The following is a 12,962-nucleotide window of genomic DNA, read 5'->3' as shown; positions in this document are numbered from 1 at the left end:
CGCGTTCCCTGGATTGCGAGATGCCGATGAGCGAGAACGACCACACTTCGGCTGCGCCCACGACCTCCCCGTGGAAAGTGGCGCTGAGCGGGCAACGCCGCGACGCGGCGCTGACGGTGGCGCAGGACGTGGCCGCGCGCGCCGTGGACCGGCGGCGCGTCGCCGAGGCGCTCACAGCGGCCGGCCGGCAGACGCGGTACCCGGATACCGTCAGGTGGCTGCCGTACTCTGTGGCAGAAGGCGATGTCGGGACCGCGCTTCTGTGTTCGTACCTCGACCAGTGCCTGCCCCAGTGCGGCTGGGACGCGGCCGGTCATGGTTTCCTGGCCGCAGGAGCCCACGCGGCGGAACAGACCGCGTCCCTGGACTGCGGCCTCTACAGCGGGCTGAGCGGCCTGGCGTTCGCGGTGGCATCGCTGAGCCGGAACGGGGAGCGCTATCCGCGCCTGCTCACGGTGCTCGACGACGAACTGGCGCCACTGGTGTCGGCGCAGGCGAGCCGCTTGAGCGCCCACCGCGGCGGAATGCCGGTCCGTGACTTCGACCTCATCTCTGGGGCCAGCGGCGCCGCGGCCCCGCTTCTGACGCGCGATCCCCGCGGGACACTGCCGCAGCTGCTGGCCGCCCTCGTACGCCTGGTCGCCCCGAGGGACGGGCCACCGCTGTGGGCGACCCCTCCGGAGCTGATGAGCAACGAGGCCATGCGGCGCTCATACCCGGCCGGCAACCTCAACTGCGGTCTGGCACACGGGATTCCGGGACCGCTGAGCATCCTGGCCCTGGCCTTGGGGGAGGGGTACGAAGTGCCGGGCCAGGCCGATGCGGTGCGCCACGTGGCCGACTGGGTCGCGGGCCAGCGCAGTGACGATCGCTGGGGCATCAACTGGCCCTGCGCGATGCCCCTGCCAAACGGCCAGAACCCGCCGAACGGCCGGAAGGGGCGTGCGCTCGGCCACTCGGAGTCCAGCCGGCGGCCCGCTCCGCCCGTCCCGGCCCGCAGCGCCTGGTGCTACGGCGCTCCCGGCGTGGCCCGCGCGCTCTGGCACGCCGGACAGGCATTGGACGACGACGGCCTGCGCCGGCTCGCGGTCGATGCCATCGCCGCCGTACTCCGCCGCCCGCCAGGGGCCCGCGACATCGACTCGCCGACCTTCTGCCATGGCGTGGCGGGGCTGCTCCAGGTCGTCCTGAGATTCGCCGCCGACACCGGGCTGCCACTGCTGACGAAGGCCGTCGACCCACTCGTCGATCAACTGCTCGCCGCCTACGCGCCCGAGCGCCCCATGGGCTACGCCGACCTGGAGCAGGGACGGAACCCCGTGGATCGCGCCGGACTCCTGGACGGCGCGTCAGGCATCGCCCTGGTACTCCTCGCCGCCGCCACCGACACCGAGCCCACCTGGGACCGGTTGTTCCTGCTGTCATGACCTCCTGTGAGTACCGGCCGCTCGGGTGGGCGCTGGTCCGCGCCCCCCTGCTGCCGTTCCGCACCCCGGCCGTATCGGCGCCACCGGGTCCCGGTGGCTCTCTGCTCCCCACGGATCCACGGGCTCGCCTCGCGGTCCTGGTGGCCAGCCGTGACCTGACCGCGGCCCTGGAGCGCGCCCGCCCTGACGATGCCGCGGCGGCGCGGGTGCGGCGCAAGCTCATCCGATACCTCATCCGCATGAGCACCCGGCCGACCCCCTTCGGCCTCTTCGCCGGTGTCGGTCTGGCTCATTGGGCCGACGCCACCGACCTGGCCCTGACGGCGGAGCCGCCGCGTACCCGCACCCGTCCGGACATGGCGTGGCTGCTGGACCTGGTCGCCCACTTGGAGCAGGACCCCGTCGTCCGCGCCGAGCTCCGGCTGGTGGCGGACCCGGCGGTCACCGTACGCGGAGACCGCGCGTGGCTGACGGACGGCTCGGCCTCCGAGACCTCCATCAGGGCCACCGCGGCGGTTCTCCGGGTACTCGAGGCGGCCCGGCTGCCCACCCCGGTCGGCCACCTGGTGGAGGCGGCCGGACGGCTTCCCGGCGCGACGCCCGAGAGGGCCGCCGTACTGGTCGACCGCCTGTGGTCCCAAGGATTCCTGTTCTCGGAGCTACGGCCGCCGCTGACCGGTGGCGATCCGGCGTCCCATGTGCGGCGGTGCCTGCGGGGCGTTCCGGCCGCCCGGGACGTCACCGATCGACTCGCGGCGCTCACGGACGACCTGGCCCGATGGGACCGGCTTCACCTCGAGGCCCGCGCCCGGCCCTGGCCCGGCCTCCTGGAGCGCGCGAACAGCCTCCACCCCGTTCCGGACGGCGACCCGGTCTTCCAGACCGACATGGCGCTCCCACTGCGATGCGCCGGTCTGCACACGACCGTGGGAACCGAGGCGGCACGCGCCGCCGAACTCCTGCTCCGCCTGAGCCCGTATCCGGCGGGGAGCCAGGAACTGGACGGCTACCGGCGGGCCTTCCTCGCCCGGTACGGGCCGGAGCGTCAGGTCCCGCTGCTGGAGTTGCTCGATCCGGACACCGGGCTCGGCCCGCCCTGGGAGCACGCCCCGCACAGCTCGGTCGAGCCGGGAGAGCAACAGCGTGGCCGACTCCTGCTGGACCTGGCCCTGTGTGCCAACCGTGACCGCCGCGCGGTGCTGGAGCTGACCGACGAGCACATCGACGGCCTCACCATCGCCCCTCCGGCGCCCGCGGACTGTCCCCCGTCGCTCGACCTGTCGCTGCTGGTCGCGGCCACTTCACCCGCCGCCCTGGACGCCGGGGACTTCCAGCTGGTCGTCGGCCCCAACCCGGGAGCGCCCGCGGCCGGCCGCCACCTGGGCCGGTTCGCCGACCTGCTGGGCCCCGACGCCCACCACGCGCTGGAGGAGGCGGCTCGAGCCGAAGAGGAACTCCAGGCCGACACCCTTCCGGTCGAGGTCGTATACCAGCCGGACCCCGCCCGCTCGGCCAACGTCGCCATCAGGCCCGCCCTGCGGACCCATGAGACCGTCCTCGCCACCCAGCCCGGAGTGGAGCCGGAGCGCGTCGTACCACTGGAAGAACTGGTCGTCGGGGTCCGGTCCGGGCGCTTCGTCATCGGCTGGCCGCCCCGGCATGCCGAAGTGGCCGGAGTGCAAGGGCATATGCTCAACCCCTGGCGCGCACCCGCCCCGGCCCGCTTCCTGCTGGCGGCCGCCACCGATGGCCGCCGCCAGTTCGCCTCGTTCTCCTGGGGTCCCGCCGCCGGTTCGCTGTTCCTGCCCCGGGTCCAGCGGGGTCGCGTCGTCCTCGCACCGGCGCAGTGGCGTCTGGACCGCACCGGCTCGCTCGCGGTGGCGTCCGACGGCCGGTTCCACGCCGAGCTGGCCGCCTGGCGGGCCGACTGGCACGTCCCGCGCCATGTCTATCTGACGGTCGGCGACAACCGGCTCCTGCTCGATCTCGAGGAGCGCGACACCGCCGAGGTGCTACGGGAAGAACTGCGAAGGGACTCCGAGGGCCGGTCGATGCTCCTCCAGGAGGCGTTGCCGGGGCCCGAGCACGCCTGGCTGCCGGGCACCGCGGCCAGTGGCCACATCTGCGAGATCGTGGTGCCACTCGTTCGCCGTACGCGTGCTCCTCAGCAGGACCCGCTCGCATCGGCCGCACCGGCCGCGCCCGCCGTCCCGCCCGCTCACTCCGTTCCGTCCGAGGCCCGGCTGCGCCCTCCGGGCAGCGAGTGGCTGTATCTGAAGCTCTACTGCGGCTCCTGGCGGCAGGACGAACTAGTGGCCGGTCCGCTGCGCACCTTCGCGGAGACCGTCACCGCCGCCGGCTTCTGCGACGGCTGGTTCTTCCTGCGCTACGCCGATCCGGAGAGCCATCTGCGCATTCGCTTCCACGGCGACCCGGCGACACTTCTGGGACCACTGGTCGAGCAGGCCTGCTCATGGGCCGCCGACCTGATGCGCGCGGGCGACTGCGCCAGGTTCTCCTTCGACACCTATGAACCCGAGATCGAGCGGTACGGCGGTGAGGACGGCGTTCGCGCGGCGGAGATGGTCTTCGCGGCGGACAGCCCGATCGTCGCGCGCCTCCTGCATGCGAGCGGCGCGAACCGGCTCTCCCTCGATGCCCTGACCCTGGCGGTCGTCACCGTCGACGACCTGCTGGACGCTCTGGGAATGTCCGAGGAACAGCGCGTGGAGAACTACCGGACAACGGCCTCGGCGTCCCGGTCCGGCGGTGCCGTGTACCGGGAGCGGAAACAGGGACTGCGGCGGGCCCTCGGCCTTCCCGGGACGCTCGACCCCACCCTCGCCCCGCTCCTGGCCGCCCGCCGTGCGGCCCTGGCCCCCGCTGTTGATCTGCTGACAGCCCTGCGGGACATCAACCGGCTCCACCGCCCGTACGGAGATCTCTGCCGCGCCCATGTGCATATGCACCTCAACCGCCTCCTCGGCGCGGACCCCGCCGAGGAGCACACCGTCCTGGACCTTCTCCGCCGCACCCGCGAGGGTCTCGCCAGGTCACCGGTCGCCCGCTGACCCGGGCCCTTCGCCGGAGGCGGTGGTTCAGGCCGCCGGGGGGATCGGCACCGTGGCCATCTCGGTCGCCTGGCGCAGCGCCTCGACCATGCTGCCCGCCTCCGCCGTGCCCGTTCCGGCGATGTCGAAGGCGGTGCCGTGGTCGACGGAGGTGCGGATGACGGGCAGGCCCACGGTGAGGTTGACACCCGCCTCGATGCCCAGGACCTTGACCGGGCCGTGGCCCTGGTCGTGGTACATCGCCACGATCAGGTCGTAGTCGCCGCGTGAGGCGAGGAAGAAGGCGGTGTCGGCGGGGAGCGGGCCGCGGGCGTCGACGCCGTCGGCGCGCAGCTTCTCCAGGGCCGGGACGATCTTCTCGGCCTCCTCGCCGTAGCCGAACAGGCCGTTCTCGCCCGCGTGCGGGTTGATGCCGCAGACGCCGATCACGGGGTTCGGGGTGCCGGCGCGGACCATCGCCTCGTGGCCGCGGCGCACGGTGCGCTCGACGAGGCCGGGCTCGATGCGGTGGACGGCGTCGATCAGGCCGATGTGCGTGGTGACGTGGATGACCTTCACCTTCTCGGTGGAGAGCATCATCGAGACCTCCTCGGTCCCGGTCAGATGGGCGAGGAGTTCGGTGTGGCCGGGGTAGAGACGGCCCGCGGCGTGCAGGGCCTCCTTGTTGAGCGGTGCGGTGCAGATGGCGTGCACCTCGCCCGCCACGGCGAGCTCGGCGGCGCGCTCGATGTACGCGTACGCGGCGCCCCCCGCGACCGTCGACAGCTTGCCCCAGGGCAGCTCGGCGGGGAGCAGGCCGAGGTCGACCACGTTGACGCGGCCGGGGGTGAACTCCGCGTCGCGCGGGTGGTCGACGGCGGCGATCTCGCAGTCCAGGCCGAGGACGCGGGCCGCCTCGCGCAGCCGCCGGGCGTCACCGATGACGACGGGGCGGCAGCGGGTCAGGACGGCGTCGTCGAGCAGGGCCGCGACGACGACCTCGGGGCCGATACCGGCACCGTCGCCCATGGTGACGGCAATGAGGGGGAGGGGGGTGGACATGAGAGCAGCTCCTAGGCGGGAGGCGGGAAGCGGTGGCGGACGGCAGGAGAGGCGGACGGCGACGGGTTCGGGTGGCGGCCGTGGTGGCAGCCGGACGGGGCCGCGGCGCGACAGCGGTGCGCGGCGGCGAGTACCCGGCACCGTCGATGGACAACACGGTCGGGCCCAGTGAGGATCATGGCATAGGCTGCGTGAACTGCGCGATACATCTTGCGTGATTTACGCAACCGTGCGAGCGTTCCCATGGCGCCGACGGCCATCACCCATGGACCGTGTCGCCGTCGTGGGCGCGACGCTGACCGGCTGACCCAGCGGATCGCATCGCACCACACTCGGCCGCCGCGCGGCGCGTCGCCGGAAACCGCCGCGGCGACCGGTCGGGGCCACGGAGCCGCATGGCGCCATGCGCGCCATGCGCGCGATGCGCACATCACGCGTGTGATCGCCTATGAGCACGACCGCACCACCCGCGCCTCACCCGCACCACCGCCTCATCCGCACCACGCACCACCCGCGCCACGCACCACCGGCACCACCCGCACCACGCACCACCCGCCTCGGAAGGAACCCGCCCGTGACCGTCGGCCTCGCACTCCCGCATGTGCCCGTCCCGCTGTCCCCTCTCATCCTCGGGACGATGACCTTCGGCGACACCGCCGACCGCGCGACGGCGGCCGCCATGGTGGACGCCGCGCTCGACGCGGGCATCACCGGCGTGGACACCGCCAACGGCTACGCGGGCGGCGAGAGCGAGCGCATCCTCGCCGAGCTGCTGCCCGGCCGCCGCGACCAGGTGGTCCTCGCCACCAAGGCCGGTATCCCGCACCCCGACCAGGGCGAGCACGCGCCGCTCTCACCCGAGGGGCTGCGCGCCGCGCTCGACGGGAGCCTCAAGCGTCTGGGCACCGACCACGTCGACCTGTTCTATCTGCACCAGCCGGACCGCCGGACACCGCTCTCCGCGACCCTGGCGACCGTCGCCGAGTTCGTACGGGCGGGCAAGGTCCTCGCCCTCGGCGTCTCCAACTTCGCCGCCTGGCAGATCGCCGAGCTGAACCGGGTGGCCGACGAGGTCGGGGCGCCCCGCCCGGTCGTCGCCCAGCAGCTCCACAACCTCCTCGCGCGCCGCATCGAGGAGGAGTACGTGGAATTCGCCGCCAGTACCGGACTGCGCACGGTGGTCTACAACCCGCTCGGCGGCGGCCTGCTCACCGGCCGCCACCGCTTCGATCAGGTTCCGGAGGGCGGGCGCTTCGGCGACTCCAAGGTGGCCGCGATGTACCGCGAGCGGTACTGGAACGAGGAGGTGTTCCAGGCCGTCACCGACCTCGCCCGCATCGCCTCCGAGGCGGGGCTGCCGCTGACCGAGCTGGCCCTGCGCTGGCTGCTGTCCCGGCCCTCCACCGACGCGCTGCTGCTCGGCGGCTCCAAGGCCGAACATCTGAAGGCCAACATCGCCGCCGCGTCCGCGGGCCCGCTGCCCGCGGACGTCCTGACCGCCTGCGACGAGGTCGGCGCCCGGCTGCGCGGCCCGATGCCCGCCTACAACCGCTGACCCCGCCGCCCACCTCGCAACGTCGCAAGGGAGACACCCATGGCCACCGGCCGCACCTCCGCCCAGTTCATCGCCGCACTGCGCAATCGCGAGCAGCTCATCGGCTACTGGTCCCTGCTCGACTCGCCGATCGCCGCCGAGCGCCTGGCCCGCGTCGGCTACGACTACCTGGCCTTCGACGCCCAGCACGGCCTCTTCGGCTACCAGGGCATGCTGCACAACCTCCTCGCCACCGACACCAAGGGCAGTACCGCCGTCGGCATGGTGCGCGTCGAGGCCAACGACCTCACCTACATCGGCAAGGCGCTCGACGCGGGGGCGAGCGCCGTGATCGTCCCGATGATCAACACCGCCCAGGACGCCGCCGACGCCGTGGCCGCCGTCCGCTACCCGCCGCTGGGCCGCCGCTCGTACGGCCCGATGCGCGCCCAGCTCCGCATCGGCCCGAACCCGGCCGACGCACACGACCAGACCGCCGTCCTCGCGATGATCGAGACGGCCGACGGACTGGCCAACGTCGAGGAGATCTGCCGGACCCCCGGCCTGGACGGCGTCTACATCGGCCCGTCCGATCTGCGCCTGGCCATCGGCGGCGCGACGTCCACCGACCCCGCCGTACAGGAGGAGTTCGAGCAGGCCCTCGTCCGCGTCCGCGAGGCGGCCGAGGCGGTGGGCATCGCGGCCGGGATTCACAACGCCGACGGTGAGAGCGCCGCCCGTCGCCTCGCCGAGGGCTTCACGTTCGCGACGGTGGCGTCCGACGTCGTGCACCTCCAGCAGATCGCGACGTCCCACCTCCGGGCGGCGCGCGGCGAGGCCCGCTGATGCCGACCACGCTCATCACGACACCCACCTTCGCCCGGCATTCGGCGCGGCCCTGGCAGATCCTGGAGGCGGCCGGAGCGGGTCCCCTGCGCCCCCGCGAGGACACCGCGCTGCCCACCGCCGAACTTCTGTCGCACGCGGCCGAGGCGGATGCGCTGATCGTCGGCATGGACCCGATCACCGCCGAGGTGATGGACGCCGCGCCCCGCCTCAAGGTGATCGCCAAGCACGGTGTCGGCGTCGACACCATCGACGTGGCCGCAGCCCACGCGCGCGCGATCCCGGTGGTGTGCGCGCCGGGCAGCAACTCGCGTGCGGTGGCGGAGTACACCTTCGGCCTGCTGCTGTCCGCGGCCCGCTCGCTGACCGCCTCGCACACCGCGGTGGCGGCGGGCGGCTGGCCGAAGCTGTTCGGCCCCGAACTGCACGGCAAGACGCTGGGCATCGTCGGCTTCGGCCGCATCGGCCGCCTGCTGGCCGGCTACGCGCGCGCCTTCGGGATGGAGCTGCTCGCCCAGGACCCGTACGTCCCCGAGGCCGACGTCCGCGCGCACGGCGCGGAACCGGCCGCGCTCGACGCCCTGCTGGAGCGCGCCGACGCCGTCAGCCTGCACACCCCGCCCGACCCGTCCGGCGCGCCGCTGCTCGACCGCGCCCGCCTGGCGGCGATGAAGCCGGGAGCGATCCTGGTCAACGCCGCGCGCGGCGGCCTCGTCGACGAACGCGCGCTCGCCGATCTGCTCGGCTCCGGGCACCTCGGGGCCGCGGCCCTCGACGCGTTCGGCACCGAGCCGCTGCCGGCCGACCACCCGCTGCGCGGGGCCCCGCGCACCGTGCTCACCTCCCACATGGCCGCCTGCACCCCGGAGGCCAACCGGGCCATGGGCGCGATGGTGGCCGAGGACGTCGTCCGCGTACTGGCGGGTGAGGAGCCGCGCCACCCGGCGCGCTGAGACACCACGGCACACGGCATCACGGCACGCCCCCACACCACCCCTGCCCGCATTTTCCGGATACCGGCGACGACGCCGGAAGATCCTCTAAGGACCCGCTATGTCCACCACGACCGACGGCGCCACGGCGGCGCCGCCACCCGCGCAGGCCGACCCGTACGCGCTGCGCGCCGAAGACGCCCGCCCGGCCCCCGAGACCTTCCGCGGCCGACTGCGCCACCTCGGCCCCGGGCTCGTGCTGTCCGCCGCCGTCGTCGGCTCCGGTGAGCTGATCACCACCACCTCGCTCGGTGCGAAGGCCGGGTTCGCCCTGCTGTGGCTGGTGATCGTCTCGACCGCGGTCAAGGTGTGGGTGCAGATGGAGCTGGCCCGCTGGACCATCCTCAACGGCCGCCCCGCGCTCGACGGGTTCCGCGACGTCGGCCCCCGGATCGGCCCGCTGAGCTGGATCAACTGGCTCTGGATCGGCATGGACTTCGCCAAGATGTTCCAGCGCGGCGGCATCATCGGCGGCACCGCGGCCGCCTGCTCGATCCTGCTGCCGATCCGGGGCGGGTCGCTGAGCACATCGTCGCTGACAATCTGGGCGATCATCGTGACCGGCGCCGCCATTCTCATCCTCCAGACGGGCAAGTACCCCGTCGTCGAGCGGGTCGAGGTCGTCGGCATCACCCTCAAGACCATCATCACCTTCGGCCTGGCCCTCGCCCTGCCGTTCACCGCCTTCGGCTACGGCCCCGAGCAGTTCGCCGACGGGCTGAGCTTCCAGATTCCCGCGGGCACGGTCGGCATCGCGCTCGCCATGTTCGGCATCACCGGTGTCGGCGCCGACGAGATGACGACGTACACCTACTGGTGTCTGGAGAAGGGCTATGCCCGCTGGACCGGCCCCGACGACGGCAGCGAGCAGCGCGCCCGGCGGGCCGAGGGCTGGCTCAAGGTCATGCGGCTCGACGTGGCCGTCTCCTGGGTCGTGTGCACCATCTGCACCCTGTCCTTCTACGTGATCGGCGCCTCGGTGCTCCATCCGCAGGGCCTGGTGCCCGAGGGTAACGAGATGATCACCACGCTGTCGCACATCTACACCGACACACTCGGCCCCTGGGCGGAGTACCTGTTCCTGGCCGGTGCGATCGCCGTCCTCTTCTCGGTCACCGTCGCCTCGTCGGCCAGCGTTCCCCGTCTGTGGACCAACACCCTCGGGCTGCTCGGCGTGGTCGACTGGCACGACATGCGCATCCGCACGCGCACCATCCGCATCCTCACCTGCTGTCTGCCTCCGGTGTGGATGTGCATCTTCCTGTGGGTGCAGTCGCCGGTCCTGATGGTGCAGATCGGCGGCATCGGCGGTGGCATCTTCCTGCTCGCGGTCGTGGTCGCGGTCTGGCGCCTGCGCTACACCGGTGTCCCGCCCCGCTTCCGCGCCAACCCCTGGCTGACCGCCGCCCTCGTCATGAGCAGTGTGGCGATCGCCTTCCTCGGGGTGTACGGAGTGCTCGACACCCTCGAACTCACGCCCGGGAGCTGAACCGGCGACGGGACGTGCTCGTGCCGCCCCCGCACCGCACACCGCCCGACCCCTGTCGCCCCGCCATGCCGGTGCCCGCCCGCCTTCCGAAGGCGGCGGTGCCGGGCGAACACGGCGGGGCGTCGGTGGTGAACTGCCGCTTCCCCACGCCGAAGCACACGGGTCCTGGGCGCCACGGTACGCTTCGGACCATGTCAGCGTTCCGGCTCTCGACGACGTCGTACGTGGTTCTCGGGATGATCGCCATGCGTGGCCCGTCCACCCCCTACGACCTCAAGCGCGCGATCGGCCGGTCGGTGGGCTACTTCTGGAACTTCCCGCACGCTCAGCTGTACGCGGAGCCCAAAAGGCTTCAGGGGGCCGGGCTTCTGGATGTGCACGAGGAGGACACCGGGCGGCGGCGCAAGATCTACACGATCACCGAGGCGGGCGACGCCGCGCTGCGGGCCTGGCTGGCCGAGCCGGTCAAGGAGCACTTCGAACTGCGCGACATCGCGGAGATCAAGCTCTTCTTCAACGAGTTGGCGGAACCGGACGACGTGGCGCGCCTGGCCCGGGACCAGATCGAGCAGCATGAGCGGCGCATCGCGGAGTACGAGGAGATGCAGCGCCGTTACGGCGGGATCGAAGAGGTCTCCAGCCGTATGGTCACCCTCGAACTTGGTCTGGGCATGGAATACGCCGCTCGTGAGTTCTGGCGCGGTGTCCAGGAACGCGTCGAGCGCGGTGAGTTCTCGTCCATGAAGAGGCGGCCGACCGCCCGGTAACACCGGCGCACAGCACCCCGCCGCCATGCCCGCCGGGCATGGCGGCTTCTTGCGTGCGGGCATGCCCGGAAGCGCGGTCGGCGCGGGCGTCGTCTTCTCCGGACCGTTGACACCTTCCTCAGGTCGGCGTAGTTTCCAACCCCACGATGGTCCGAATCATACGGTGCGACTCGCACCGTTCGATTGGGAAGCTTCCGCCGAGCGCCGGCAGGCGCATGGGGAATGGAGAGGACCGCGATGGATCTGAGCACGGTTCTGCGCTGGACGGCCGAGCGCCATCCGCGTCGCCGGGCTGTCGGCGGCAGGACCCCGATGACGTACGGACAGTGGGACGCCCACACCAATCAGCTGGCACGGGCGATGGCCGAACTCGGGGTCCGCCCGCGGGAACGGGTGGTGCTCCTGAGCGCCGGAGGCGAACCACTGGCCAGCCTCCATCTGGCGGCGCAGAAGCTGGGAGCCGTCTCCGTGCCCCTGTCCTTCCGCTTCGCCCCCTCGGAACTCGCCTACTGCGTATCCGACGCGGAGCCGGCGCTGGTGATCGCCGACGAATCCACCTCGGCTCTCGCGCAGGAGGCGCTCGCCTCCGTCGAGGCGGTTCCGTGGATCCGCTCGGGAGACCCGGCCGAGGCGACCATCGAGCGCCTGGCGCGCGACCAGCCGGACGGCCCGCTCGACGTCCGGGTGTCCGAGCGGGACATCAGCGTCATGCTGTACACCTCGGGGACCACGGGCCGGCCCAAGGGCGTGCCGCGCACACATGGCGCCGAGTACCACGCCTCGGTCGCCCACCTGCTACAGAGCGGACAGTCGCTCTTCGACACGACGCTCGGCGTGATGCCGCTGTTCCACACCATGGGGCTGCGCACACTCATCGCCACCGTTGTCGCCGCGGGCACCTGGGTCCCCCAGACGAGGTTCGACGCCGGGGAAATGCTCGACCTCATCGCCCACGAGCGGATCAGTTCGCTCTACCTGGTGCCTACCATCTACTGGTCGCTGTTGCGCACCGGCCGCCTGGGACAGGCCACCTCCGTGCGCAAGCTGGCCTACGCCGGCGCTTCGATGACTCCGACGCTGGTGCGGCAGTTGGCGGACACGCTGCGGCCGGAGTCCTTCGTCAACCACTTCGGATCCACCGAGATCTACACCTTCACCGTCGGGACCGACGTCATCGCCAAGCCGGGATGTGCGGGCCGGGCGGGGGTCTTCTCCCGGGTCCGCCTGGTGGAGCCGTTCCCGGACGCCCCGCCCGATGCCGAGGTGGCGCCGGGCGAGCAGGGGCAGATCGCCGTCTCCATGCGCAACCCGGACGCCTTCGCCGGCTACTGGCACCGGCCCGACGCGAACACCAAGTCGATCCGCGGCGGCTGGTACTTCCCCGGTGACCTCGCCGTCGCCGACGAGGACGGCGACCTGTGGGTCACCGGACGCGTTGACGACATGATCAACTCCGGGGGCGAGAACATCTATCCGGACGAGATCGAGGACAAGCTGATCGGCTGTCCGGTGATCAGCGAGGTCGTTGTCGTCGGGCTTCCCGACGACCGCTGGGGACAGGCCGCCACCGCCTTCTTCGTCCCCGAGAGCGGGACGACCCCCGACCACGCGCTGACCGAGCTGCGCTCCTATGTGCGCGAGGGCTCCGGACTGCCGTCCCTCAAACGCCCCAAGCGCCTCATCGCCGTCGAGGAGATCCCGAAGTCGGGCGCCGGCAAGATCCTCCGCCGTCGGCTGAGCTCCGGCGACTACCACCCGCTGGCCGACAGCGACACCGCGACAGACAGGTGAACCA

General features: G+C 72.2%; 9 protein-coding genes. 8 read left to right on the top strand and 1 reads right to left on the bottom strand.

Features of this window, described 5'->3' with window-relative positions:
• The first annotated feature begins 26 nt into the window (after positions 1-26).
• Positions 27-1,427: a lanthionine synthetase C family protein gene (locus ACT2CW_RS18905; protein WP_445517471.1), complete on the top strand. Its 1,401-nt coding sequence runs from the start codon at positions 27-29 to the stop codon at positions 1,425-1,427.
• Positions 1,424-4,498 (top strand): lantibiotic dehydratase, encoded by a 3,075-nt coding sequence (locus ACT2CW_RS18900; protein WP_445517470.1) that lies wholly within the window; start codon positions 1,424-1,426, stop codon positions 4,496-4,498. Before ACT2CW_RS18905 ends, ACT2CW_RS18900 begins: the two co-directional genes overlap by 4 nt.
• Before the next feature lie 27 nt (positions 4,499-4,525).
• Here ACT2CW_RS18900 and pdxA read toward each other — a convergent pair whose 3' ends face one another.
• Positions 4,526-5,539 (bottom strand): 4-hydroxythreonine-4-phosphate dehydrogenase PdxA, encoded by a 1,014-nt coding sequence (pdxA, locus tag ACT2CW_RS18895; protein ID WP_445517469.1) that lies wholly within the window; start codon positions 5,537-5,539, stop codon positions 4,526-4,528.
• 574 nt (positions 5,540-6,113) lie between these two features.
• Between pdxA and ACT2CW_RS18890 the strand changes: the two genes are divergently transcribed.
• The 6 genes from ACT2CW_RS18890 (at position 6,114) to ACT2CW_RS18865 (ending at position 12,958) form a co-directional block, all read left to right on the top strand.
• The gene (locus ACT2CW_RS18890; protein WP_445517468.1) at positions 6,114-7,094 is read left to right on the top strand and encodes an aldo/keto reductase; all 981 of its coding nucleotides are present in this window, start codon (positions 6,114-6,116) and stop codon (positions 7,092-7,094) included.
• 39 nt (positions 7,095-7,133) lie between these two features.
• Positions 7,134-7,919, top strand: coding sequence for an HpcH/HpaI aldolase family protein (locus ACT2CW_RS18885; RefSeq protein WP_445517467.1), 786 nt, complete (start codon positions 7,134-7,136; stop codon positions 7,917-7,919).
• A complete protein-coding gene (locus ACT2CW_RS18880; protein WP_445517466.1) occupies positions 7,919-8,872 on the top strand; it encodes a phosphoglycerate dehydrogenase in 954 nt (317 codons plus the stop codon). Before ACT2CW_RS18885 ends, ACT2CW_RS18880 begins: the two co-directional genes overlap by 1 nt.
• 100 nt (positions 8,873-8,972) lie before the next feature.
• The gene (locus tag ACT2CW_RS18875) at positions 8,973-10,400 is read left to right on the top strand and encodes an Nramp family divalent metal transporter (protein WP_445517465.1); all 1,428 of its coding nucleotides are present in this window, start codon (positions 8,973-8,975) and stop codon (positions 10,398-10,400) included.
• Between the two features lie 191 nt (positions 10,401-10,591).
• The gene (locus tag ACT2CW_RS18870) at positions 10,592-11,167 is read left to right on the top strand and encodes a PadR family transcriptional regulator (protein WP_164422860.1); all 576 of its coding nucleotides are present in this window, start codon (positions 10,592-10,594) and stop codon (positions 11,165-11,167) included.
• Positions 11,168-11,404: 237 nt separating this feature from the next.
• Entirely contained in the window at positions 11,405-12,958 is a 1,554-nt protein-coding gene (locus ACT2CW_RS18865) for a class I adenylate-forming enzyme family protein (RefSeq protein ID WP_445517464.1), read from the top strand.
• Positions 12,959-12,962: the final 4 nt, after the last annotated feature.

The sequence above is a fragment of the Streptomyces sp. NEAU-174 genome (genome assembly GCF_052665095.1).
This window is presented reverse-complemented; position numbering and strand designations above follow the sequence as displayed.

What these genes read in the sequence shown, in the direction of transcription:
- ACT2CW_RS18865 (WP_445517464.1), top strand. Translation starts at nt 11,405, where the DNA reads ATGGATCTGAGCACGGTTCTGCGCTGGACGGCCGAGCGCCATCCGCGT.
- ACT2CW_RS18885 (WP_445517467.1), top strand. Translation starts at nt 7,134, where the DNA reads ATGGCCACCGGCCGCACCTCCGCCCAGTTCATCGCCGCACTGCGCAAT.
- ACT2CW_RS18870 (WP_164422860.1), top strand. Translation starts at nt 10,592, where the DNA reads ATGTCAGCGTTCCGGCTCTCGACGACGTCGTACGTGGTTCTCGGGATG.
- ACT2CW_RS18900 (WP_445517470.1), top strand. Translation starts at nt 1,424, where the DNA reads ATGACCTCCTGTGAGTACCGGCCGCTCGGGTGGGCGCTGGTCCGCGCC.
- ACT2CW_RS18875 (WP_445517465.1), top strand. Translation starts at nt 8,973, where the DNA reads ATGTCCACCACGACCGACGGCGCCACGGCGGCGCCGCCACCCGCGCAG.
- pdxA (WP_445517469.1), bottom strand. Translation starts at nt 5,539, where the DNA reads ATGTCCACCCCCCTCCCCCTCATTGCCGTCACCATGGGCGACGGTGCC.
- ACT2CW_RS18880 (WP_445517466.1), top strand. Translation starts at nt 7,919, where the DNA reads ATGCCGACCACGCTCATCACGACACCCACCTTCGCCCGGCATTCGGCG.
- ACT2CW_RS18905 (WP_445517471.1), top strand. Translation starts at nt 27, where the DNA reads ATGAGCGAGAACGACCACACTTCGGCTGCGCCCACGACCTCCCCGTGG.